The 24103-nt window shown below is 42.5% G+C and carries 21 protein-coding genes; 13 read left to right on the plus strand and 8 right to left on the minus strand.

The genetic code is table 11. The annotated features are described in order from the left end of the window. Window positions 1-88 precede the first annotated feature (88 nt). Window positions 89-691 carry a bifunctional phosphoserine phosphatase/homoserine phosphotransferase ThrH gene (gene thrH / locus PG840_RS10735; RefSeq protein WP_055296565.1) on the minus strand — a complete coding sequence of 201 codons (603 nt, stop codon included), beginning with the start codon at window positions 689-691 and terminating at the stop codon, window positions 89-91. A 331-nt stretch (window positions 692-1022) separates the two neighbouring features. On the opposite strand from thrH, the gene PG840_RS10740 reads away from it, so the two are divergent. Both PG840_RS10740 and PG840_RS10745 read left to right on the plus strand, forming a co-directional pair. Next, window positions 1023-2192 (plus strand): iron-containing alcohol dehydrogenase, encoded by a 1170-nt coding sequence (locus PG840_RS10740; protein ID WP_270613630.1) that lies wholly within the window; start codon window positions 1023-1025, stop codon window positions 2190-2192. A 111-nt stretch (window positions 2193-2303) separates the two neighbouring features. After that, window positions 2304-2432, plus strand: coding sequence for a hypothetical protein (locus PG840_RS10745; RefSeq protein WP_270613631.1), 129 nt, complete (start codon window positions 2304-2306; stop codon window positions 2430-2432). Here PG840_RS10745 and PG840_RS10750 read toward each other — a convergent pair. After that, entirely contained in the window at window positions 2407-5280 is a 2874-nt protein-coding gene (locus PG840_RS10750; protein WP_270613632.1) for an HD domain-containing phosphohydrolase, read from the minus strand. The two genes, PG840_RS10745 and PG840_RS10750, sit on opposite strands and share 26 nt — an antisense overlap. Before the next feature lie 273 nt (window positions 5281-5553). On the opposite strand from PG840_RS10750, the gene PG840_RS10755 reads away from it, so the two are divergent. From PG840_RS10755 to PG840_RS10780, 6 genes are all read left to right on the plus strand, one after another. Further along, a complete protein-coding gene (locus PG840_RS10755) occupies window positions 5554-6048 on the plus strand; it encodes an NUDIX hydrolase (protein ID WP_008368677.1) in 495 nt (164 codons plus the stop codon). A gap of 122 nt (window positions 6049-6170) precedes the next feature. Beyond that, a complete protein-coding gene (locus PG840_RS10760; RefSeq protein ID WP_055155495.1) occupies window positions 6171-6623 on the plus strand; it encodes an AfsR/SARP family transcriptional regulator in 453 nt (150 codons plus the stop codon). A 275-nt stretch (window positions 6624-6898) separates the two neighbouring features. Continuing rightward, window positions 6899-8407 (plus strand): SpaA isopeptide-forming pilin-related protein, encoded by a 1509-nt coding sequence (locus PG840_RS10765; protein WP_270613633.1) that lies wholly within the window; start codon window positions 6899-6901, stop codon window positions 8405-8407. Continuing rightward, on the plus strand, window positions 8404-9231 hold the full coding sequence (locus PG840_RS10770; protein ID WP_117557269.1) for a class C sortase: 828 nt from the start codon (window positions 8404-8406) through the stop codon (window positions 9229-9231). Before PG840_RS10765 ends, PG840_RS10770 begins: the two co-directional genes overlap by 4 nt. 21 nt (window positions 9232-9252) lie before the next feature. After that, window positions 9253-9750: a hypothetical protein gene (locus tag PG840_RS10775; RefSeq protein ID WP_117557271.1), complete on the plus strand. Its 498-nt coding sequence runs from the start codon at window positions 9253-9255 to the stop codon at window positions 9748-9750. Between the two features lie 81 nt (window positions 9751-9831). Next, on the plus strand, window positions 9832-10335 hold the full coding sequence (locus PG840_RS10780) for an NUDIX hydrolase (RefSeq protein ID WP_022219940.1): 504 nt from the start codon (window positions 9832-9834) through the stop codon (window positions 10333-10335). Window positions 10336-10450: 115 nt separating this feature from the next. On the opposite strand, the gene PG840_RS10785 is transcribed toward PG840_RS10780, so the two are convergent. Further along, window positions 10451-12985: an ATP-binding protein gene (locus PG840_RS10785; RefSeq protein ID WP_270613634.1), complete on the minus strand. Its 2535-nt coding sequence runs from the start codon at window positions 12983-12985 to the stop codon at window positions 10451-10453. A 183-nt stretch (window positions 12986-13168) separates the two neighbouring features. Between PG840_RS10785 and PG840_RS10790 the strand changes: the two genes are divergently transcribed. From PG840_RS10790 to PG840_RS10810, 5 genes are all read left to right on the plus strand, one after another. Then, window positions 13169-14653: a C69 family dipeptidase gene (locus PG840_RS10790; protein WP_117557277.1), complete on the plus strand. Its 1485-nt coding sequence runs from the start codon at window positions 13169-13171 to the stop codon at window positions 14651-14653. Between the two features lie 401 nt (window positions 14654-15054). Continuing rightward, window positions 15055-16464: a magnesium transporter gene (gene mgtE, locus PG840_RS10795; protein WP_117557279.1), complete on the plus strand. Its 1410-nt coding sequence runs from the start codon at window positions 15055-15057 to the stop codon at window positions 16462-16464. A gap of 251 nt (window positions 16465-16715) precedes the next feature. Beyond that, window positions 16716-17789 (plus strand): ABC transporter substrate-binding protein, encoded by a 1074-nt coding sequence (locus tag PG840_RS10800; RefSeq protein ID WP_442872510.1) that lies wholly within the window; start codon window positions 16716-16718, stop codon window positions 17787-17789. Beyond that, window positions 17779-19476, plus strand: coding sequence for an ABC transporter permease (locus PG840_RS10805; protein ID WP_270613636.1), 1698 nt, complete (start codon window positions 17779-17781; stop codon window positions 19474-19476). Before PG840_RS10800 ends, PG840_RS10805 begins: the two co-directional genes overlap by 11 nt. Then, window positions 19448-20377, plus strand: a complete 930-nt coding sequence (locus tag PG840_RS10810) for an ABC transporter ATP-binding protein (RefSeq protein ID WP_117836145.1) — start codon at window positions 19448-19450, stop codon at window positions 20375-20377. The genes PG840_RS10805 and PG840_RS10810 overlap by 29 nt, the downstream gene beginning before the upstream one ends. An 80-nt stretch (window positions 20378-20457) precedes the next feature. Here PG840_RS10810 and PG840_RS10815 read toward each other — a convergent pair whose 3' ends face one another. The 5 genes from PG840_RS10815 to thiS are packed head-to-tail and all read right to left on the minus strand — an operon-like array spanning window position 20458 to window position 23889. Beyond that, window positions 20458-21021, minus strand: coding sequence for a thiamine phosphate synthase (locus PG840_RS10815; protein WP_117836143.1), 564 nt, complete (start codon window positions 21019-21021; stop codon window positions 20458-20460). Next, entirely contained in the window at window positions 21014-22228 is a 1215-nt protein-coding gene (thiH, locus tag PG840_RS10820) for a 2-iminoacetate synthase ThiH (protein WP_022219951.1), read from the minus strand. Before thiH ends, PG840_RS10815 begins: the two co-directional genes overlap by 8 nt. A 12-nt stretch (window positions 22229-22240) precedes the next feature. Further along, the gene (locus PG840_RS10825) at window positions 22241-23017 is read right to left on the minus strand and encodes a thiazole synthase (protein ID WP_118198621.1); all 777 of its coding nucleotides are present in this window, start codon (window positions 23015-23017) and stop codon (window positions 22241-22243) included. A 26-nt stretch (window positions 23018-23043) separates the two neighbouring features. Next, complete coding sequence (gene thiF, locus PG840_RS10830; RefSeq protein ID WP_008368611.1) at window positions 23044-23685, minus strand: sulfur carrier protein ThiS adenylyltransferase ThiF; 642 nt, start codon at window positions 23683-23685, stop codon at window positions 23044-23046. A 6-nt stretch (window positions 23686-23691) separates the two neighbouring features. After that, window positions 23692-23889 (minus strand): sulfur carrier protein ThiS, encoded by a 198-nt coding sequence (thiS, locus tag PG840_RS10835; protein ID WP_008368609.1) that lies wholly within the window; start codon window positions 23887-23889, stop codon window positions 23692-23694. Between the last annotated feature and the right edge of the window lie 214 nt (window positions 23890-24103).

Consider the following 24103-nt stretch of genomic DNA (forward strand, 5'->3'; position numbering starts at 1 on the left):
CTACCTAAAAGGGAGCATATCACAGACGTAAAAACTGAAAACCGGTAAGGTTTTTTACGCATATCGCTATGCAATATGCAATTATCTTTTATTTCATTGCATCTTTAATTGCGCCAAGCAGTTCTTCATAGGTTTCATATGCCGGGATCTGCGGATAATCCGCTTTGATCTTGTCGGTTGAACGGAATAAGAATCCTGCCTTACTTGCCTGGATCATACCCAGATCGTTGTAAGAATCCCCACTTGCAATTGTTTCAAATCCGATGGACTGCAGTGCTTTCACAGTTGTTAGTTTGGAATTTTCCACACGCATCTTGAAGTCTGTGATCTCACCATTTTCCGCAATTTCCAGACTGTTGCAGAAAAGTGTCGGATGATCAAGCTTTTCCATGAGCGGCATTGCAAATTCGGTGAAGGTATCACTGAGAAGGATTACCTGGGTGAAGGAACGTAGCTCATCCAGGAAGTCTTTTGCGCCCGGAAGCGGATCAATCTTGGAAATTGTTTCCTGAATTTCTTTGATTCCGAGACCATGCGCTTTTAAAGTATCCAGTCTCCAACGCATCAGTTTGTTATAATCAGGTTCATCTCTTGTGGTTCTTTTCAGTTCCGGAATTCCACTTGCTTCTGCAAATGCAACCCAGATTTCCGGTACAAGTACTCCTTCGACATCCAGACATGTAATATACATATGTTAACCCTCCTGTACTTTCTGTTTTTTGCTTTCTATCATACCATATATCTGTTTATTTTGCATGTTTTTTTGAAATTGAATAAAAACTGCTGGAGAGAAACCTGTATAAACTACATGATGGCATGGAAAACCATGTAAAGAAGTCATTAGGGAAAATTGCGGGTTCCATTTTGGAATGTGTGCAAACCGGAAAGATATTGACGATAAATTTTTTCAGGGACTATAATATAAGTATCTGTGGCAAAAGAGGGATGTTTCGGAATGGATCATTGAAAAAAGAAAATCTGCCGAAACATATTTTGCTTAAATTACATAAAGGAGAAAAAGGATGAATAACTTTATTTTTGAAAATAAAACGAAAGTATATTTCGGGAAAGGATGTGTCGGCGAGTATCTGCCGAAAATCGCTGCGGTGCATGGGGATAAGGTTCTGCTTGCCTATGGCGGCGGCTCGATCAAGAAAAATGGAGTTTATGAGGAAGTCATAGCGGCACTTGAAAAAGCCGGGAAAACGATCATTGAATTTCCGGGGATCATGGAAAATCCGACTTATAAGAAGGTGCTGGAAGGCACAAAGCTGGTAAAGGAAAAACAGGTGGACTGGATCCTTGCAGTCGGCGGTGGTTCGGTTATGGACTGCAGCAAGGCAATTTCCATGGCAGCGGTCAGCGAGAAAGATGTGTGGGATGAGTACTGGGCGAAGAAGGGTGTTGTGGATTTTGAACCGATGCCACTTGGCGTGATCGTAACAGCGTCCGGAACAGGCAGCGAGTGCAACGGGGGAGCAGTTATTACCAATGAAGAGGTCATGATCAAGACAGACCGGGATTATCCGAAATGCAATCCGGAATTTGCATTAATGGATCCGACTTACACTTATACTGTTCCGACAAAACAGATGGTGGCAGGAAGCTTTGATATCCTGTCTCACGTTATGGAGACTTATTTCAGTGAGCCGGACGAGGATAACGTATCAGATGATATTTCGGAAGCTCTGATGCGCGGCGTGATAACAAGTCTTCGTGCGGCATTGGTAAATCCGGAGGATTATACAGCAAGAAGCAATCTGATGTGGCTGTCTACAATGGCGGAGAACCGGATCATCAAGCTTGGCAAGAGATGTGATTTTGAATGCCATCAGATGGAGCATCAGATCAGTGCTTATACCAACTGCAGTCATGGATGTGGGCTTGCTGTGCTGCATCCGGTTTATTATCGGCATATCTGTCAGGCAGGCGCAAAGAAATTTACCCGGTTTGCGGAAAATGTATGGAAAATTCCGAGAAATGGACGTACCGATGAAGAGATGGCTGAAGCTGGCGTAGAGGCATTGGCTGATTTTATCAGAGAGATCGGACTTCCGACAACACTTCGGGAAGTAGGCGTGGAGAAAAAAGAGGATCTGAAAGAAATTGCGGATTCTTGTTATCTGGTGGATGGAAGTTATAAGAAGATGACACATGAGGAGATTCTGGAAATATTTCTGGAGTGCTTCTAAGGACAATAGCTAAAAGGTGATATTAATTCACTGGGGCTTCAGAAGCCGTGCTATGTGGATGAACAGACGCACTACCGCTATTATGACATCAAGTAGAATGCCTGTTTGGACATGATTCAGTATATGAAAGAGCTTGGAATGGAACTGAAAGAGATTAAAGAGATCCCTGTGCCGGAAAGGGTACAGGGATCTCTTGTTTCAGGTGGTAAAATTTCTATACTGGATGGATATCTTGGTTAAGGTGATCTGAAGTATTTTGAGGATTTGTTTCCTCCGAGTGTTCATTCACCGGAAGATATTCATACTTCGGAATGAAATCCCGTTTATCGTACAGTTTATAATACTGAATGAAAATACGGTCCATAACTTTTGGAATCTGACTTTCATCTGATTCAAATAAAATGATCAGATACTGCATGGCACTATACCGTGTACACACGTCAATCCTACGGATCTTGTGACGGATCGCTTCCTCCATGTATTCCAGTGCCTGTTCAATATTTTCAATATACATCATAGAATCCGGAGCGGTTTCCATTGTGACCATGACCAGGAAACAATGGTATTTATGTCGTTCTCCAAGTTGGTTGATGTACTCATAAATCTTAGAAAATTCACGGTAATTAAGATTAAGTGCTCCGGAATAGTTTCCGCTGTTGCGAAGTGCTTTTGCCACAAGGGAAAGATCTTTTGCTACGCTGGAAACCGGGAATACGGTATTGTCCATCTGTTGATAGAAAAAGAAATTGTGTTTTCCGTTTTGCTTGACATAATAGAGTGCTTTATCTGCTTTGGAAGAACACTCGTCAAAGGAATCTCCCTTGGTACACATGCAAAGTCCGGCAGAAATGGATGCAACACGGATCTCAAAATCTTTTTTCTTCTCAGAATCAAAGCGGGAAAACAGAGTTTCCATAAGCTCGGATATTTCATTTTTACCGGCATCCGGTACAAAAAGAAGGAATTCATCGCCACCAAACCTGCAGCCAACCGAATTTCCGATATGCTCGGAGAGGAGAGCTCCAAGTGCTTTCAGTGCACGGTCGCCGGCTTTATGACCGTAGATATCATTTATCTTTTTCAGATTATCCATATCCATAAAGATCAGACAGCCATTGTGTTCCTGCATCAGCTGTGCGATCATTTTCTGACCGGTATTTCGCATAGGGAGTCCGGTAAGAAGATCAAAATTTTCTGATTCCTCCTGGCTCTTCATCGTATTCATAACATTGGAAATGAAGTTGCTGATTTCAAATTCCATGCCAGGAAGAGCTGGCTCGTCATCAATTTCCAGATAAGTATCTGTGATCGTCAGACGATTCTCATCCATCAGTCTGAGAAAAATATCTGCGATTTCCGGATCGAACTGAGTTCCTCTGTTTTTGCGTATTTCTTCATAAATTGTTTCTTTTGGAAGAGAATTACGGTAAATACGGCGGGAATTCATTGCGTCATAGCTGTCAGCAACAGCAACGATTCGCGCATGGATCGGAATTTCTTCACCTTTTAGACCGTCCGGATAACCATGACCATCATAACGCTCATGATGAGATCGGGCAACTTCGGTTACATGATTGATGATCGAAACATTTTTCAAAATCTCAGCACCAATAACCGTATGTTCCTTAATAACAGCGTACTCTTCGTTTGTCAGTCTGGATGGCTTGTTTAAAATAATATCAGGGATGCCGACTTTTCCGATATCATGCAGATGAGCTGCATGTCGGAGATTGACGATTTCAGAGCGATTCCAACCCATTTCCTGCGCAATCAGTGCAGAGTATTCCGCAACACGATGGGAGTGCCCTCTGGTGTATTCGTCCTTGGCCTCGATGGTTGTAGAGAGAGTCTGCATCATCTGTAAGGAAATTTTTTCCATCTGCCGTTTACGTTTCAAAAGCTCCTCTTTTTGACGATGCATTTCAATGGTATGCACATTCTTTATTGTACGGATAATGTTAATGAAAAGAAGGATCAACATGCCGACACCAATAAAAAGACCGGAAATCAAAACTACAAAATATGTAGAAATGGATTCGATGGCGATGGCAAGCATTGCAATGATCAGGCCAATCAGCACCAATTTGTTTTTCCGGTATTCTTTCTTTCGCATATCCAGACAGAAAGTCAGGAAAATCAGAAAGAAGGTGACTGCAAGAATCACGTGGGCGCACGGCAGAGTTTCAATAAAATCAGCAATGCCAGTCAGATGAAGAACCAGACAGATCAAAAAGTTACCAAATGCCGCACAGCCAAGGTAAAAGTAAGGCTTTTTATAACGCCCCTGTTGAATGAGATCTGCATAAAAAAGTACCGGGATCGGAACGAGCATGATCATCACAAAGCATAAAGTCCCCAGTGCAGATGGATTCGGAACTATAAGCTGTCTGAGCTTGGATTCGCCGAGCATCCATGTAGCTCCCATGGTCATGCACCATCCAAGATATTCCATATCGAATTTTCTGTCATAGACAATTCCGAGTGCGATACTGAAAAGGATGGTAATGATACCGGCGAACAAGATGAAGAAAGCAATAATAGTCTCAAGTCCGTAAGATTCAAAAATATATTCCCAGATATCACTCTTGTCTCCGGAATAGATCTCATTGACTACACCGGAATAGTTAGAGGTATTGGTAGTCAGCTCAATACGGAGTTCTTTTCCTGCATCTGCTGCTGAAGTAGGACAGAAAACATAACAGCTGGCAGAATTTTTCCCAGTCAGTCGATGGTCTTTGGTTGTGTATTCAGTGCGAAGCACTCCGTCAATATAGAAACGGATATCCTGCAGAGAGGAACGTATAGCAAGTGAACTTTGCGTATAATTTTCAGGAAGTGTTGTGGTAATGACCATAGTTTCTTTTGCAGGAACATTGTAATGTCCGGGGACGTCAATCTGTTCTTTGCTCCCATCGGAGTGAATCCAGGTAAAAGTACCACGATATGTGATGTCGCTGGATTGGATTCTGGCATTGTGATTGTTAATTCCTGTGAATTGTATTACCAGAAACCAGATAAGTATCAGGAACATCAGAAAATAGTAAAATCCGATCTGGATTTTGCTTATTTTATAGTTTTCTTTTGTCAAAACAGAGACTCCTTATCTACAATTTTGGTCTATTTGAAGATATTATACGATGTGAGTGTCAAAAGTGAATTTTGCCACTTACTGATGTAACCGGATTGCTCCATTGCTACGCAATTCCCACAATCCTTAAACATCATTATACTATTTGCGGACAATATTTGCAATTAAAGAGAAGGAGGAATGGTGGAAAAAGACAGGTCATGGAAGTTGAGAAATACCAGAAGATAGATTATAATTTTCATAAAATATTTTGTGTATGAAAGGGAACGTAAAATGGTAAAATTAAGCACACTTTGTTATATTGAACAGGATGGAAAATATCTGATGCTTCACCGAACTGTCAAAGAAAATGATATCAATAAAGACAAGTGGATCGGAGTAGGCGGTCATTTTGAAAAAGGGGAAAGCCCGGAGGAATGTCTTCTTCGTGAGGTATGGGAAGAGACGGGATACACGCTGACATCCTGGAGATATCGTGGGATTGTAACCTTTGTATATGGCGAAGATGTAGTAGAATATATGTCGCTTTATACGGCAGATGGTTTTACAGGAACGCCGATTGCGTGTGATGAAGGAGAACTGGAATGGGTAGAAAAGTCTAAGATCGGAGAACTGGAATTGTGGGAAGGGGATCGGATCTTTTTTGAACTCCTTGAAAATGAGCAGCCGTTTTTCTCATTAAAGCTTGTATATAACACAGATGATGTTCTGGAATATGCAGCGTTAGATGGAAAAGAGATGAAAGATTTCAGAAGAAGAGAATGTTAAAGTGGAATGTCGAATAGTGTGAAAAAGTTACGAAAGTAATGTTTTGGCATGGAATGTTGAGTCTGCTCATTTGGATAGTGTATGATGATAAAGATTCTCATTAAATGAAGGGGGAAAAGAGAATGTACAGTGAGTTGACAAAGATGGAAGGGAAAAGGATTGTAATCCGCACATTCGGTTATTTTGATATTTTTGTGGATGGGGAAACGATTCCTTTTTCATGTAAGAAAGCCAAAGAACTGTTGGCACTTCTGGTTGACAGAAGAGGAGGATTTGTGACGACGGGGGATGCGATCAGTTATTTATGGGAGGATGAATGTACAGAAAAAAGAATAAAAGATAAATTCCGCAAAGTGGTAAAAGAACTTCGGAGAACGTTAAATGCATACGGAATCGAAAGAGTCCTGCACCGGGTAAATCAGGAGAGCCGTATCCGCACAGAGCATGTGGAGTGTGATCTGTATGACTACCTGGAGGATGAAGAAAAACATAAAAAGCTGTTCAAAGGAGTGTATATGACGAATTACAGCTGGGCGGAAAACACTTTGGGAACGTTGTTGAATCAAAAAGAATAATGGGAAATATAGCAAAAATCGGGAGACTGTTATCAGACAGCCTCCCGATTTTTTTGAAGAGATTTTATTGGACTACACATTCTTTGTACAGTTTTTTGATTGTGAATGTCTGCTGTAAAAGGAATAAAAAATGAATGGTTCAAAAGATTTTGTAAAAGAAACGAAAAAAGGATGAAAAAGAAACGGTTTTTGGACGGAAAAGAAGCGGAAAACGGTTGTATGGATGTGTAAAATGAGGAAAGGATCCGAAAATAAAAAGAAAGAGAGGAAAAAGAATGAGACAATTGAGACGGCTGTTATCCGTTTTGGTAATGGCAGTAACAATCGTGGGGATGTCGGTGACGGCATTTGCACAGGAAAGTGTATCGGGGGCAGGAGGTAATGGCAGTATTACGATTGAGAATGCATCAAAAGGGATTCATTATACAATTTATAAGATATTTGATGCAAAAGTGAATGCGGAAGGGACTTCGGTAGCATATACAAAAAAAGATATTTCTGAAAATCCTTATTTTAAAAAGGATTCAGCAGGAAATATAACTGCGACTGAGGATGCATATGAAGCTGGATCTAAAGAGCAACTTTCTGAAGGGGCAATTGCCTGGATAAAAGAAAATGGAAAGGAAGTATGCAGTGAAACTTCCGATGGCTCTATATTAAAATTTACCGGTCTTCCATACGGCTACTATTATGTCACCAGCACTTTAAAAGATGGCGGTATGATCATGGTAACGAGTGTTGCAAAAGACGCGCAGATCGTGGACAAAAACAGTAAGGAGCCGCAGTGGACTCCGGGGAATGACGGGAATGCCGGAGGGAAAAGTATTGTACTTGACGATGGTAAACAGGTAAAGGAAAATAATGTCAGTATCGGTGAAACGGTTCATTTCCGTTTACAGATCAACACCTCGAATTATGTTGCAGACAAGCAGATCAAGGAATTCATCATTGAAGATACTCTTCCAACCGGATTTGATGCAGCAAAGATCACATCTGTGATGATTGAAGAAGAACCGCTGGAACAGTTTGAAAACACAACTTTCCCGGTTACGATCCCTTGGGCAGCGGATGAAGGAGAAAATGGTTGGAAAAATCTTTATGATACCGGGGCAAAAATTACCATTGATTATACGGCTGTGTTAAACGATAAAGCAGTGATCGACGGTGAAGGAAATAAGAACAGTGCCAGATTTTCATGGAATTATACGACAGAGGAACCGGGAAAAAGCTCGATAGAGGACTCTACAACAACAGATACCTATGCGGTTGTGATTCAGAAGGTTAATGAAAAAGGAGAGGCACTTACCGGAGTGGAATTTGAAGTGCCGTTCTCGGTTCAGGCAGAAGAAGAAAGCGGTGTGTATACTGTAAAAGGCGGACAGACCGGAACCGGAAAGGTGAAAGCCGGAAGTGATGGAGCTGTGGTGATCAAAGGTCTGAAGATGGGTGATTACAGAGTTACAGAAACAAAAGCACCAGAAGGATATAACAAGCTGACGGAGTCATTTCTGGTAAGTGCCGAAAAGATCAGGGCGACAAGGACGGACGCCAGTACATATCTTGATGAAAATGGAAATGTTACAGAAAGTGAGACTGAGACAAAGGTAACTTATACAAATGCAGATTTTGCAGCAAAGGTAAAAGTTGTTGTAAATAAATCAGGAAAACTTCTTCCGGGGACAGGTGGAACAGGTGAAATGATCTTTACGGTCAGTGGAGTACTGATTGCAATTGTTGCAGGAGTTGTCCTGTTGAATGCAAAAAGACGAAAACGAAGTGTATGATAGTGAATGAGCCGGAACGAAGGGGAAGAATTTTCTTTTTTATATGGACAGGAATCCTTTTTGTGGGAATTGCGGTTATGCTCTATCCAAAAGTCGGAAAGCTCTGGAATGCCGGTCGGCAAAGCAGGGTAGTGGATGGATATGAAAGGTCAGTGGAGAAGCTGGATGTCAGGAAGGAAGAGGAAATGATCGCACAGACAAGAGCGTATAATGTGATGCTTCTGGAACAGAATAACCCAGTGCCGAATGACAAAAATGCTGATAGTTATGGAGCACTTTTGAATATGACATCTGACGGTGTGATGGGATATCTGGAAATTCCGGCAATCCGGGTGAAACTTCCGATTTACCATGGAACGGGTGATTTTGCAATCTGCAATGGCGCAGGACATGTGGAAGGAAGCAGTTTCCCGATAGGCGGAAAGGGAACACATGCGGTGCTTTCTTCCCACAGAGGACTGCCGGGGGCGAAACTTTTCTCGGATCTGGACAAGCTGAAGGTGGGAGACTATTTTACAATTACAGTGCTCCGGCAGACGATTTTCTATCAAATCGATCGGATCGATATTGTAGAACCGGAGGAAACGGGACTGCTTGCCCTGGATAAGGAGAAGGATTACTGCACATTACTGACATGTACGCCTTACGGTATCAATACCAAACGGCTTCTGGTGCGGGGCGTACGCTGTGAGGTGACGGAGAGAGCGGAGCCGATCCGGACAGGCGAGAAGACGTATCGGGGATGGTACGCTGTGATCGGACTGAATCTGTTTGTGGCAGGCGTGATCTTGTGCTGGAAAAGGAAGAAAAAAAGAAGAGGATAAATATAAATGAGGGGGATAAAAATGCAGACAGTATTTGCTGAAAAAACAGAAGACCGGTCGCTGGATGATAACAGGCATATCGGGGAGCTTTTCTTTATCCGGATGTACTGGGAAAAAGGAAGGATTCCGTCTGGAAATATTCTGTACTGGAAGGATGCCAAAAGAGAGGATGCACAGATCAATTTCACAGGATTTGACGGGCTTTTGCTGTATCTGGATGAAACTTGCGAGCAGAATGGTGTATTACTGAGGAAAGCACAGGTCAGAAGAAATCAGAAAAGAAGACGGTATCTTGAAGCGGGAAAGGAACTGGAGCTGGTAAAAAAATCGGAGCATGCAGCTGTTTTCTGGTTAAAAGTAATGGGACGGGAGTTCGCATCTTTTCAGGGGATAGTGCATATCTGGGGAAGAGATTATCCGTACCGGAGCGGATTTGAACTGATTATACTGCTGAAAGATATTGTAGGATTTACAGAGAGAAGGAGTGTAAGGAAAAACTGGAAGGCAGAGAGAAACTGACGATAAAGGATTGTGAAGTTCTGAAAGACATATTATAATGACATAAGAAACTACAGACAAGAAGAACAGGAGATGCAGACAATGGAATTATGGGATATTTATGATGCAGATAAGAAACCAACAGGAAGAACGATGAAGCGCAATGACTGGTGTCTGAAGAACGGGGAGTATCACCTTACTGTTCTTGGCGTTGTAGCAAGACCGGACGGGAAATTTCTGATCACTAAAAGGGTAATGACGAAAGCCTGGGCACCGGGCTGGTGGGAGGTATCCGGCGGTGCTGCGCAGGCGGGAGAAGCGTCTTACGATGCTGTATTAAGAGAAGTCAGAGAAGAAACAGGACTGGATGTAAGCCGGGCAGACGGAGGTTATCTTTTCACTTACAAGAGAGAGAATCCGGGGGAAGGAGATAATTATTTCGTAGATGTGTATCGTTTTGTGATGGATATTGATGAAAAAGATCTCCATCTTCAGGAGGCAGAGACAGATGGTTATATGTTTGCAACATTAGATGAAATTAAGGCATTTGCGGCAGAAGGAAAGTTTCTGCATTATGACAGTATAAAGAAAGCATTTGAGATGTAAGTAAAATAAAAATCGGATTATCGGGGAAATGACAGATCGCCTGATAATCCGATTTTTTAAAAAACAGAAACTCTGGAAAAATATGCAATACATAGCGAGTATCTGTTTCTTTCTGCTACTTGCAATATGATGCAATCACTTTCAACACCTTATCCATTTCCAGTGGCTTTGCGAGATGCTCATTGATTCCGGCATTCTTTGACTTCTGGATATCTTCCGCAAAAGCATTGGCGCTGAGGGCAATGATTGGAACCGTTGTGGCATCAGGGCGGGAAAGTCCGCGGATCGCCTTTGCGGCATCCAGACCATTCATAACCGGCATCATAATATCCATAAGAATGATGTCGTATTCATATGGCTTTGATTTTTCAAAAAGCCGGACGGCTTCCAGTCCGTTGATGGCTGTGGATACATTAAGTCCTGCGGCTTCCAGAGAGAAAACAGCAATCTCAAGGTTCAGTTCATTATCCTCTACAACAAGAATATGAAGATCCGTAAGATCTGCCGGAGTATCAGTGGCAGTTTCCGCAGAGGCGGAAGGTTGATGCTCGTCAATGGTAAATGGCAGGATCAGAGTAAAAGTTGAGCCGACATTTTTTTCACTTTTCAACTGGATCGTACCGCCCATTTCCTGTACCAGTCTGTGAACGATCGCCATACCGAGCCCGGTTCCTTTGTAAATCGTCCGGGCACCGGTATCTTCCTGTGCAAAAGGTTCAAAAATATGCTTCTGAAATTCCGGACTGATACCGATACCGGTATCAGAAATTATAAATTTGTAAATAACATTCTGATGTACCTGCCTGATGATCTTTGCGTGTACAGAGATCGAACCACCGGGCTTATTGTATTTAATTGCATTGCTTAAAAGATTCATGAAAATCTGACGGATATGTAATGGACTTCCGATCAGATAAGGATATTTTAAACTGCCCGGTTTTATTTTTTTCAGAGTGATATCAAGCCGGGAAGCCTGTGCCTCCAGCATACTCCAGCAATTGTCAAGGATCTCGCGGATGTCGAATGGTATCTGTTCAAGGAAGAATCGGTCTGTTTCCATCCGCTGCATATCCAGGACATCGTTGACAAGAGCTTTTAAGTGAAAAGCAGCAGTACGCATTTTCTCATGACACTCCAGCAGTGCTTTGGGATTTGTTTCATTTTTCTGTGCAATATCAAGCATTCCAAGAATTCCGTTAAGAGGGGTGCGGATATCATGTGACATCCGGTTGAGGAAGTCGGTCTTGGCTGTATTTGCCTGATTTGCGGATTCGACCGCCTTAACCAGCTCCTGCTGGTAAGCCAGTTCTTTCTGCTTGTAATCATCGATGATCTGGGTTACATAAAGAATTTCTGTAACATCGTCATCAGTGTCGCGGTTCTGGACGATAAAGGTGGCACGGCGCCAGATCCCCTGTGGAGATGGATACTCCCGGCTTATAAAAAGCTTTCCGTGTAGCCGGTCATTTACCGTTGTCAGATCAAAGAAATACTGCATGATCTTGTGATGTGACGGTGCAACCATTTTCTCAAGGATATCATTTAACTGCGCAGTGGCGGAAGTGACAACTCCGGTCGGTGTATAGTTCTGGTTGGCACCGGCAAGCTTTTCAATCCGGTCTTGAATCAGATCGATATGGTAAATTGCATGATAAATCTGACTGGTTGCAGCGGTCAGGTTCTGGTATTTACGTTCATTTTCGATATTACGGGTGACATCCTGATGGTATCCACGGATGCATATTCCATTTCCCTGATAATCCGGATAGAGGATACCGCCACATCGTATCCAGATCTGTCCAAGTAACGGATGATTCCATGGGTATGTGATTTCTGAATAACTTTCGTGAATGACCTTCTGTATATAATCAAGCACCGGGGTTACGTATTTGGGAGGAAGCCGGTGATACCAGAACTGATAAACTTCTTCAGGAGACATCTCTTGTGACACACCAAGAAGAGTACACATTGTAGGATTTGGGTGCAGCCGGGGAGCTTTAACGCCATCCATCTCAAGCGTCCAGATACCGATCTGTGCGCCACGAAGAATTTCGTCCATCTCCAGCTGATAATCCAGACGGGATTTGGAGGCAACAACCTCCAGGCGCATCTGCTCATTCTTATGATCTTTGATCATGGTTCCGACATATTTTCCAAGAAGGGACAGCAGGCGGTGGAGCAGGTTGGATTTCTCCATATCCGGATTATCTACGCCAACGAAACCAATCAGCTTTTCGTGTACAGAAATAGGAAAGGCGATCAGGGTAGAAACGTTCTGAACTTTTAACAGTTCGTATTCCAGAGGCATAGATTCACGGTAAGCCTCCAGATCTTCGATCAGAATATTTTCACCATGAAGAAAAACCTCGATCCATTTTGGCATGCTTTCAAAAGGAATATCATGCAGATTCCGGATCTGCGGGGTGACTCCTGTGGCGCACCACTCATAAGTATTGGTAGAAGTATGATTTTCACTGGTTTCAAATACATAAGCACGGTCGGCGTCTGTAAATTCTCCGAGCGATTTGAGCATAAAATTGATACCGTCAGCCAGATCCTCTGCTTCATGAAGCAGGGAAATCTGATCTGTCATAAAACGTTCGGCTTCCAGCTCAGCATATAAAGTTGCATTATCCTTGTCATTATTCATAAGGAAATCCCTCTCAAGTAAAGTGTAAAGTTTATAAAATTACTTTACCTTGTTTTTACGAATTCGTCCACGAAAAATTTAAAATATATACAAATTGTCTGGTGGTTGAAAAAAAGAAGGAATGATTCTATAATTTCAATTAGACGAAAAGATTTTGTCAGGAGATAACAGGAGGAAGATAAAATGGCTTGTACAACAATACTGGTTGGAAAAAAGGCATCGTATGACGGCTCCACGATGATCGCAAGGAATGATGATTCACCGTCAGGCGCTTATATGCCGAAAAAATTTGTGGTGATCCATCCGGAAGATCAGCCGAAGGTATATGAATCAGTGATTTCGCATGTGAAAATAGAATTACCGGAGAATCCGATGCGTTATACCGCCATGCCGAACGCAGTCAAGGGGGAAGGAATCTGGGCGGCAAGCGGGGTAAATGAAGCGCAGGTAGGAATGACGGCAACCGAAACGATCACATCCAATCCACGTGTGCTTGGAGCGGATCCGCTGGTTACATATCAGCCGAAGTCAGACGACCAGGAAGAAATTGCAGGTGGAATCGGGGAAGAGGACATTGTATATATCGTGCTTCCTTATATCCACAGCGCAAGAGAAGGCGTGCAGAGACTTGGAAGTATTCTCGAGAAATACGGTACTTATGAGATGAATGGAATTGCATTCGAGGATGTAAATGAGATCTGGTGGCTGGAAACAATCGGTGGACATCACTGGATTGCCAGAAAAGTGCCGGATGAGGTTTATGTGGTGATGCCGAACCAGCTTGGAATGGATGAATTTGATCTGGAAGATGCACTTGGTGAGCAGAAAAATTATATGTGTTCTCCGGATATGAAGGAATTCATTGAGAAATATCATCTGAACCCGTCCATGGATGGAACCTTAAATCCAAGAGATGCTTTTGGAAGCCATGATGACTCGGATCATGTATACAATACACCGAGAGCCTGGTTTATGGAACGTTACCTGAATCCAAATTCATACAGCTGGGACGGACCGGATGCAGATTATACACCAGTATCCGATGATATTCCGTGGTGTATGGTTCCGGAAAAGAAGGTTACAGTAGAAGATGTAAAATATGTTCTGTCTTCACATTATCAGGGAACACCTTATGATCCGTATGGAGCTTACGGGGACAAATCAATGAATGGTGCATATCGTTCCATTGGTATCAATCGAAATGATTTTATGTCTTTGATCCAGATGAGACCGGATCAGCCGGAAGATTCCCGTGCAATTGAATGGGTGGCATTTGCATCAAATGCATTTAATGTAATGGCTCCATTCTATGCAGATATTGATGAAACACCGGAATATTTTGCAAATACGACAGGGGAAGTTTCAACAGAGAACTTCTACTGGTCAAGCAGAATGATCGCTGCGATGGCAGATGCTTCTTATAAAAAGTCTATTTTCCATATTGAGCGTTACCAGGAACATGTGATGGCAAAGGCACATCAGATCATAAACCGGTATGATGACGATCTTACGAAAGAAAGTGATATAGCAAAGCGTATGCAGATCAAACGGGAAGCGAACCGGGAGATTGCGAAGATGGTGAAGAAGGAAACTTCGGATACACTGTCTAAGGTTTTGTACGAACTGAGCAATCAGATGAAGAATTCTTATGCGAGATCGGATGCATAAATAAAATACGAGTGGGAAATGAAGAGGGCAGAAAAATCATAAAATGATGTAAGTGTTAAAATAAGAAAAAAGTTGATAAAAAAATAATTTTATAAACAGAAAGGTTTGAATTTTGTAGACTAAGGTATTATAATAGCGTAGGAAGTTGAAAGCTTCTTAATCAAATTCAAACAAAAGGCAGGTGAACAGAATGGACAGTTGTGATAGTCATGGGCGAAGTATATACGCAGGATGGGAAAATGGCAGCAGTTCATTCTGTTTGTTCGTATAGCATTTCTTATCCTGTTTTCCCGTATTGACATTCATAATTGAATATTGGATGAAAGACAGAAATGTGGAGAATTTTAGACTTTGATTCTGCATGTTTTTGTGCTGGAAAAAGGATAAGGAGGGCGAAAGTTATGGAAAATACACAGGATTATCAGGACTACCAGGACTATAGAGCTGAGATCCTGGGCATTGTAAGAAGCAATGCCTCTCCGGGAATTATGAGAAACAAACTGGAAGACTACCATGAGAATGACCTTGCAGATGTATTCCCGGATCTCTCCGTTGCAGAGCGGCGGAAATTGTGCCGGATTCTGAATCTGGACATGCTTGCGGATATCTTCGAGTATATCGATGAAAAGCAGGCTGCTGAATATCTGGATGAGATGGATGTGCGGAAAGCAGCAGCAATTCTTTCCAGAATGGAAACAGATGCGGTTGTAGATGTACTGCGGATGATTCCAAAAGAAAAGAGAGCTCTTTTGCTAGAGCTGATGGATGATGAAGCCAGAAAGGATATGGCAGTTATTGCTGCATTCGATGATGAAGAGATCGGTTCAAGAATGACCACGAATTACATTGAGATCAGAGAGAATCTTACTGTAAAGCAGGCGATGACCGAACTTGTCAGTCAGGCAGCAAAAAATGACAATATTTCTACAATTTTTATGGTGACAGCGGATCACACCTTCTACGGTGCGATGGATCTGAAGGACCTGATCACGGCAAGACAGGATACACGTCTTGAGGATTTGATCGTGACATCATATCCATATGTATACGGTCATGAGCTGATCGATGACTGTATCGAAAAATTGAAAGATTATTCGGAAAATTCTATTCCGATCCTGGATAACGATAATAAACTTCTCGGTGTTATCACATCCCAGAGCATTGTAGATTTGGTCGATGATGAGATGGGTGAAGATTATGCGATGTTCGCTGGTCTGACTGCAGAAGAAGATTTGAAAGAGCCACTCAAAGAGAGCATGAAAAAACGTCTCCCTTGGCTGCTTGTTCTGTTGGCACTGGGAACAGTTGTATCTTCTGTTGTAGGTGTATTTGAGCAGGTAGTAAGCCAGCTGACGATCATTATGTGTTTCCAGTCACTGATCCTGGACATGGCAGGTAACGTCGGTACCCAGTCACTGGCGGTAACGATCCGTGTTCTGATGGATGAATCACTGACAGGAAAGCAGAAAGTAGAACTGGTATTCAAAGAGATGCGGATCGCATTTTCAAATGGTGCGATTCTTGGAATTTTGTCATTCCTCGTATTAGGACTTTATATTGCACTTTTCAAAGGAAAGACCTGGGCATTCGCGTATGCGGTATCCGGCTGTATCGGTCTGTCTCTGATGGTGGCAATGGTAATTTCCGGTGCGGTGGGTACACTGATTCCTCTGTTCTTCAAGAAGATCAATATCGACCCGGCGGTAGCATCCGGACCACTTATTACGACCATCAACGACCTTGTTGCGGTTGTAGCTTACTATGGACTGTGTGGTATTCTGCTGATCGGAGTGCTTCATCTGGCGGGATAATTATAAAAGAGAGTAAAACGAAGTGCGTGTAGGATATAAATGCTTTTACTGAATAAAACGGTAAAGACAGTACAGTATCCCACATGCATTTCTTTTATAGAAAATAAAAATAAAATAAATAGATAAAAACTATAGGAATGATTATCTATAGATAAAAACAATTTGAAAATTAAAATATCTGGTGCTAGAATGTAAAAAGCATGTCGGAATAATATCAGAGATATGTTAAAGGGAGGAACATTATGAAAAAAATGAAAAAATTTGCAGCTCTTCTCCTTGCAGTATCAATGGCAGCAGGTATGGTAGCCTGTGGAAGCTCAGATAAAAAGGAAGAGACTACAAAAAAAGAAGAAACCAAGAAAGACGACAAAGAGACAAAGAAACTGGAAGGAACTCTGAAGGTTGTTACAACAGGGGATGCTTATCAGCCTTTATTTGACAAGTTTACAGAAGAAGTAGGACCGAAGGTAGAATTCATTTCCATGTCTTCAGGAGAAGTTTTATCAAAGCTTAAAGCAGAAGGCGGAACACCTGCAGCTGACCTGTGGTTCGGGGGCGGAATCGATGCATTTATGGATGCAAAAGATAATGACCTTCTTGAAAAAGTAGATTTTGATGCAGCTGATGAACTTGCACCGGAATATAAGGACAGTGATAATTACTGGTTCTCTAAAGGTGTTACAGTTGTAGGATTTATTGTTAACAATGATATCTTAAAAGAGAAAGGACTTGAAACTCCAAAGTCCTGGGATGATCTTACAAAAGAAGAATATCAGGGTGAAGTTCTGATGTCTAACCCGGCTATTTCAGGAACAAACTACGCAGTAGTAAATGCACTTCTTCAGACAAAGGGAGAAGAAGAAGGCTGGAAATACTTTGAAGATCTGAATAAGAATGTAGATTATTACTCAAAACGTGGTTCTGATCCGAGCACTAAGACTGCAGCCGGTGAAGTTGGAATCGGTATTACTTATATTGATGGAACTTTAGATGAACTGAAAGAACAGGCAGATGTTGAAGTTGTATATCCGACAGATGGAATGCCATATGTTCCGGAAGGTGTTGCAGCATTTGCAAATGCAGAAAACACAGAAGCAGCAAAAGCATTTATCAAATGGTTCTTCTCAGATGATGAAAATATGAAGATGCTTGCAGAAATCGATCATAAAAATACTTGTTTATTAGTAAAACCAAGTATAGAAGGACTTGAACTCGATTTTGACCAGAGCAAACTGATGAAAGAAGATCTTTCACTTTTTGGAGCAGAAAGAACTACAATTCTTGATAAGTGGAATACTTTGATGGGAGATAAAGGTGAAGAATAGAAAACCTAGAGAAAAACGGGCATCATTTTATGATGCCCATTTTTATAATATTTTAGATTATTTTATATTAGCAGTGCTGGTAGCAGGTGTGTTGATCTTTATTCTGTATCCGCTTCTTTGCATGATCAGACAGAGTTTTGTGGGAGAAGAGGGATTTTCGACAGAAGTTTACAAGAGCATCTTCAGTGCCAATCTGCAGCTTGTAAAAAACAGTGTTTTTGTAGGTGTTTTATCCGCATTCTTTTCAACAATTCTGGGGCTGCTTGTATCAGTCTGTGTATGGACAGCAGGGAAGAAACTGGGCAAATTTCTGGAAGCGATTTTGCTGATCAGCATGGTTTCGCCGCCGTTTATTGCTTCGCTCGCTTATATCCAGCTTTTCGGAAGAAACGGTCTGATCACAAAAGGAGTGTTCGGACTTTCGCTGAACCCGTATGGATGGCTTGGTGTTGTTGTAATGCAGACGTTATTCTTTTCTTCATTAAATGCACTGATGATTATCGGAATGCTGAGGAAAATGGATATGTCGCTCGTAAGAGCATCTTTTGATCTTGGAGCATCCTCTGGGTATACATTGTGGAGAATTGTTGTACCACTGTTAAAACCGGTACTACTCAGCTGCTTTTTGCTTTCGTTTATCCGGTCGATCGCTGATTTTGGAACGCCTGTTGTGATAGGTGGACGTTTTGAAACAGTTTCGACGGAAATTTATATGCAGGTAATCGGGTATTCCAGACTGGATAAGAGTGCGGCACTTAATGTACTGCTTCTGATCCCGACGATTCTTGTTTTTATCCTGTACCGCTATCTAATGCAGAAAAATGAAAAAGTCATCAGCGGAAACAGTAATAAGACGGTAGAAGCGGGAGATACATTCCGGGTTCGTGGGCTGTCAGCAGTGATTGTATGGCTGGGCGCAGGTATCTTTTTTGTAATGATGGCGCTTGAATACGGATCCATTTTTCTAAACAGTTTCAGTAGAAATTTACGTGGGAAAATCACATTTACAACGATGTATCTGGATGCACTTCTGGAACGGAATATGGATACATTTATCCGAAGTGTGGAATATGCGCTTATTGTAGCAATAGTCGGCAGTCTGATCGGTATTTTACTTTCGTATTATATTGAAAGACGAAAGATAAAATTTGGCGGAGTACTGGACTTTATTATTACACTTCCGTATATGCTTCCGGGAAGTTGTTTTGGAATCGGATATATTCTGGCATTTAATCATGAACCGTTAAAACTTACCGGAACAGCGGTCATTGTTATCTTGAATATGATCTATAAACAGATGTCAATTACAACGAAGGCTTCGGCATCCTCCCTTTTGCAGATCAGTACAGAGCTTGATGCAGCAGCGCGGGATCTTGGAGCGAATAAATTTCTGGTAATGAAAGATGTCATTCTTCCGAATGTAAAGCAGGCATTTGCAACGGGATTTATCAATAATTTTACAAGTGCGATGGTTACAGCAGGAGCAGTTATTTTCCTGGTGACACCGGGACAGAAGATTGCAGTATTTACATTATTTGATTGCATTAACACAGGTCGGTATGGAGAAGCATCTATGATTGCGACATTTATTATTGTGATCACAATTTCAGTAAATGTGCTGTTTTCGATAATTGTTGCATGGAAAGGGAAAAAGAAACGTGTATTTAGAACTGAAAAACATAAGTAAAAGTTTTGGTGAAAAAGAAGTAGTAAAAGATTTATCACTCTCCCTTCCGAAGGGAGAACTGTTGTGTCTTCTGGGAGCATCCGGCTGTGGAAAAACGACAACACTCAAAATGATAAGTGGATTTTTAAAAACAGATGAAGGGCAAATCCTGGTTGATGGCCAGGATATCACCACACTGGCTCCGGAGAAGCGTCCGGTATCGACTGTTTTTCAGTCTTATGCATTATTTCCACATATGAGTGTTCTGGAAAATGTAATCTATGGTCTGAAGTTCCGTGGCATCCGAAAAAAAGAAGCCAGAGAAATGGGTATGGAATATCTGAAAATCGTAGATATGGAAGAATATGCCGGGGCATCGATCGGGGAAATTTCCGGAGGACAGCAGCAGAGAGTAGCACTGGTCAGATCTCTGATCACAAAACCGAAGGTGCTTCTTCTGGATGAACCGCTTAGTAATCTGGATGCGAAACTCCGGGTAAAAATGAGGGAAGAAATCCGTGAAATCCAGAAGAAATATGAAATTACAATGGTTTTTGTAACGCATGACCAGGAAGAGGCAATGGTACTTGGAGATCAGATCGCTATTATGGATCAGGGAAAGTTGGTTCAGATTGGAAAGCCGGAAGAAGTGTATCTGCATCCACAGAATGATTTTGCAAGAGATTTCCTTGGAATATCCAACCGTTTTACTGATATCCATGGAAATACAATATGCTGCAGACCGGAGGAACTGGAATTTGCAGCAGAAGGTTCTGTGAAAGGAATTGTAAGACAGGAAGAATTTCTTGGGTTTTACAGACAGTATTATGTTGAAACAATGAATCATGAACATATTATTGTACGGACAGACAGAAATATAAAAGTAGAAGAAGGCAAAGAAGTGCAACTTCGGGTGAAATAAAAAAGACACTGTGCAAGGTGACAATATCAGTTTGATATGCTACCCTGCATAGTGCCTTTTTTATTTTGAGGAATGACCGGTCAGACGTGCATCATCCCTGACATCACACAACCTCCTGCAGCACCGGCATTTTTCAGTTCGTGCAGTTGTGCTTCATCAATTTTGATTCCGCCAATGCCATAAACTGGAATCTGCACAGCTTGGCATACATTCTGCAGAAATGGAAGTCCCCGTGGCGGGAGCCCTTTCTTGCAGTCGGTAACATAAATATGTCCTGCTGTGAGATAGGAAGTTCCCAGCTTTTCCGCTTCGACTGCTTCAGAAACAGAATGGATGGAAGTTCCAACTGTATGAAAATCGGAAACCACTTTCGGATTTTCAAGCAAAAGTGGAAGTGGTAAATGTAGCCTGTCGCAGCCGAGTTCTCTCGCAACGGCTGGATAAAAATGCGGAATAAATGGAACTTTAAACTGTTCACAGATTTCCTTCACCTGCCGGGCAAGAGAAAAATATTCCTCTTCCGGCAGATCTTTTTCACGCAGGATCAGAGCTTTCGGATGCAGCTTGCAGACACGGGTAATCTGTTCTGTAAAAGGACGGGAACAGAGATGGCGGTTTGTTACGGCAATAAGATCTCTATACATAGATATAATCACTCATAACCGGCTGCATATTGTTGGAAAGAAGTGCCTGATAAACCTCATCTACGGAACGTCCGTCAGAAATCTCGAACTGGTCATCTCCCTTATCCTCAATATCATCCACATGGCTTCCGATTCCGGTGCTGACTCCGGCAGAGATTTTTGTTGCAGAAATCTGTACCAGATTGTCTCTTACACGCGCACATTCTCTTGTGGATACCGTAATGCTTGCAAATGGCATAAACAGACGATAAGCGCAGACTACCTGAAGGAGCTGTGGCTCATGGACGTCCATCGGATTGATCCGGTCGTTGTTGATGATCGGACGAAGTCTCGGACAGGAGAAGGCGATTTCGGCATGTGGGTATTTTCTCTGCAGGAGATAAGCATGGTATCCGGTTGCAAAGGCATCCTTGCGGAAATCATCAAGTCCGAGAAGTGCTCCGAATCCGACACCGCGCATGCCGCCCATCAGTGCACGTTCCTGGGCATTGACACGGTATGGGAAGATCCGTTTGTGTCCGGCAAGATGCAGGGTTTCATATTTGTCAGAATTGTAAGTCTCCTGGAATACGGTTACATAATCGGCACCGCACTCGTGGAGGAATGCGTATTCGTCCGAGTTGACCGGATAAATCTCAAGTCCGATGACTTTAAAATATTTACGGGCGATCTTGCAGGCATTTCCGATATATTCCACCGTGGATTTGCTACGGCTTTCACCGGTCAGGATCAGGATCTCCTGAAGACCTGTTTTGGCGATGGCTGCCATTTCTTTTTCAATTTCTTCCTCATTTAACTGTGCACGGTTGATCTTGTTGTGGCAGTTGAAACCACAGTAAATACAATAGTTTTCGCAGTAGTTTGCAATGTAGATCGGAGTAAACATGTAGACGCTGTTTCCGAAATGTTTTCGTGTCTCTGCCTGTGCAGCCTGTGCGATCTCCTCAAGAAGAGGAAGTGCGGCAGGTGAGAGAAGTGCAGCGAAATCCTCCGGTGTACGGATGTCATGCGCAATGGCGCGTCTTACGTCAGCTTCGGTATATTTTTCATAATCATAAGCGTTCATGGCACTTATGACCTGATCCATTACGTCAGATCCGATATCTTCCATTCCCGGAAGGTAAGTCATATGATCAATGCGGTTTTTCTTCTGGTCTTCCAGAATTTCTTCACTTAAAATACTTTCGTTGATATGTGAATTTTCCATTTTGACTGCCTCCTAATTCTCTAAGAATCCTGTCAGAGGTGAGGATGCGCTTGCGCCTCTTTCGATGGTGCGTCCCAGTCCGGAAAGATAAGCACTGCGTCCGGCTTCGATGGCTTTCTTGAAAGCTTCTGCCATGGCAGGAACATCTCCTGCAGTTGCGATAGCAGTATTTGCCATGACAGCGGAAGCACCCATTTCCATGGCTTCACAAGCCTGGGAAGGGCGACCGATTCCGGCGTCAACGATGATCGGCAGATCGATTTCATCAATCAGGATCTGGATGAAATCCTTTGTGCTGAGCCCTTTGTTGGAACCGATTGGAGAGCCGAGCGGCATAATGCAGGCAGCTCCGGCATCAGCAAGTGCTCTTGCAGCATTCAGATCCGGGTACATATACGGCATGACAACAAAGCCTTCTTTTGCAAGGATTTCTGTTGCTTTGATGGTTTCGTAGTTGTCCGGAAGCAAGTATTTGGAATCATGAACGACTTCGATCTTTACAAAGTCGCCGCATCCGACTTCACGGGAAAGTCTGGCGATACGGACTGCCTCCTCAGCATTACGTGCACCGGATGTATTTGGAAGCAGGGTTACATTGTCCGGAATATAGTCCAGGATATTTGCAAGACCGCCTTCATTTGCGCGACGCAGGGCAAGTGTGATGATCTGAGCTTCTGCTTTTTCGATACAGGCTTTTACAAGATCCAGAGAAAATTTACCGGATCCGAGAATAAAACGGGAAGTGAATTCATGACCTCCCAGGATAAATTTATCTTCATTTGTACTCATAATAAAGTTCCTTCTTTCTTATATTTTTAAATTTCTTCTTCACCGAGGATCAGCCGCGTGATCATGTTGGCTTCATGTGCGGCACAGATGGCAACACGCGGCGCCATCAGTCCATGACCGTAAGTTGGTGCTGTCACGCCATCACCACACAGATAAAAGTTTTTCATGATCCGTTTTGTGATAATGGTATTGCTACTTCCATAGCCGGCCATTCCGGTTGCGGATACGAGCTTTTTCTCTGGGAAATGTTCCAGAATTCCATTGACCAGCATTGCTTTGGCTTCCGGATTATCAAAAGCTTCGCAGACAATTGTGGCATCTGCAAATAATTCCTGCAGATTATCGTCCGTAACTTTTACACAGTCCGTGCGGATATCCAGATACGGATTGATCTTCAGAAGCAGGGATTTCAGGGCATCGGTCTTGTACATTCCGATATGCTCCATGAAATATTGCTGGCGGTTCAGATTGGTAATGTCAACTACGTCAAAATCAATCAGGTGAAGATGACCGACACCGATCCGTGCAAGCGCATAAGCAACATTAGAGCCAAGGCCGCCAAGCCCTGCGATCGCTACATTTCCTGCCGAGAGAAGCTTCTGCGTCTCCGGTGAATGTCGCTCGTCAAGGGCGGTGTAGATTTCTTCTTTTGTAAGTGTATGATACATGATTTCTTAGCCTCCTCCTACAAAACTTACAACCTCCAGACGGTCCCCGTCTTTGAGCATGGTGTCAGAATAGCTGTATTTTGGTAAAATATCACCATTCATTTCAACGGCGATTCGTTTGATCTGATAATTGTTTTGTTCCAGATAATCCGCAACACTGAGCGGTCCGGTCAGAGTAACTTCTTTACCATTAACTGTAATCATGGAAAAACCTCCTTTCAAAACGGAAAAGTTCTTAAAAATGAAAAAAGAGTACACAAAGAATTACACCCGTGGTGGTGTACCCCTTCATGAACTCTCGCCCAATCTCAACTTTACCTTATTCATTTTCGTGTAAACCCTGGTTGAATGTGGAATTTCATGATGTTGGGGTCAAAAGGTATTTTGACCCCTTTGATACCAGATTGCTACGTGCTTT

Source organism: Coprococcus sp. AM97-35, from assembly GCF_027697525.1.
In the GTDB taxonomy this organism is placed as follows: domain Bacteria; phylum Bacillota; class Clostridia; order Lachnospirales; family Lachnospiraceae; genus Allocoprococcus; species Allocoprococcus comes.

What these genes read in the sequence shown, in the direction of transcription:
- PG840_RS10775 (WP_117557271.1), top strand. Translation starts at nt 9,253, where the DNA reads ATGCAGACAGTATTTGCTGAAAAAACAGAAGACCGGTCGCTGGATGAT.
- PG840_RS10780 (WP_022219940.1), top strand. Translation starts at nt 9,832, where the DNA reads ATGGAATTATGGGATATTTATGATGCAGATAAGAAACCAACAGGAAGA.
- PG840_RS10755 (WP_008368677.1), top strand. Translation starts at nt 5,554, where the DNA reads ATGGTAAAATTAAGCACACTTTGTTATATTGAACAGGATGGAAAATAT.
- thiH (WP_022219951.1), bottom strand. Translation starts at nt 22,228, where the DNA reads ATGGAAAATTCACATATCAACGAAAGTATTTTAAGTGAAGAAATTCTG.
- PG840_RS10765 (WP_270613633.1), top strand. Translation starts at nt 6,899, where the DNA reads ATGAGACAATTGAGACGGCTGTTATCCGTTTTGGTAATGGCAGTAACA.
- mgtE (WP_117557279.1), top strand. Translation starts at nt 15,055, where the DNA reads ATGGAAAATACACAGGATTATCAGGACTACCAGGACTATAGAGCTGAG.
- thiF (WP_008368611.1), bottom strand. Translation starts at nt 23,685, where the DNA reads ATGTATCATACACTTACAAAAGAAGAAATCTACACCGCCCTTGACGAG.
- PG840_RS10745 (WP_270613631.1), top strand. Translation starts at nt 2,304, where the DNA reads ATGATTCAGTATATGAAAGAGCTTGGAATGGAACTGAAAGAGATTAAA.
- PG840_RS10740 (WP_270613630.1), top strand. Translation starts at nt 1,023, where the DNA reads ATGAATAACTTTATTTTTGAAAATAAAACGAAAGTATATTTCGGGAAA.
- thiS (WP_008368609.1), bottom strand. Translation starts at nt 23,889, where the DNA reads ATGATTACAGTTAATGGTAAAGAAGTTACTCTGACCGGACCGCTCAGT.
- PG840_RS10770 (WP_117557269.1), top strand. Translation starts at nt 8,404, where the DNA reads ATGATAGTGAATGAGCCGGAACGAAGGGGAAGAATTTTCTTTTTTATA.
- PG840_RS10825 (WP_118198621.1), bottom strand. Translation starts at nt 23,017, where the DNA reads ATGAGTACAAATGAAGATAAATTTATCCTGGGAGGTCATGAATTCACT.
- PG840_RS10800 (WP_442872510.1), top strand. Translation starts at nt 16,716, where the DNA reads ATGAAAAAATTTGCAGCTCTTCTCCTTGCAGTATCAATGGCAGCAGGT.
- PG840_RS10785 (WP_270613634.1), bottom strand. Translation starts at nt 12,985, where the DNA reads ATGAATAATGACAAGGATAATGCAACTTTATATGCTGAGCTGGAAGCC.
- PG840_RS10815 (WP_117836143.1), bottom strand. Translation starts at nt 21,021, where the DNA reads ATGTATAGAGATCTTATTGCCGTAACAAACCGCCATCTCTGTTCCCGT.
- thrH (WP_055296565.1), bottom strand. Translation starts at nt 691, where the DNA reads ATGTATATTACATGTCTGGATGTCGAAGGAGTACTTGTACCGGAAATC.
- PG840_RS10790 (WP_117557277.1), top strand. Translation starts at nt 13,169, where the DNA reads ATGGCTTGTACAACAATACTGGTTGGAAAAAAGGCATCGTATGACGGC.
- PG840_RS10760 (WP_055155495.1), top strand. Translation starts at nt 6,171, where the DNA reads ATGTACAGTGAGTTGACAAAGATGGAAGGGAAAAGGATTGTAATCCGC.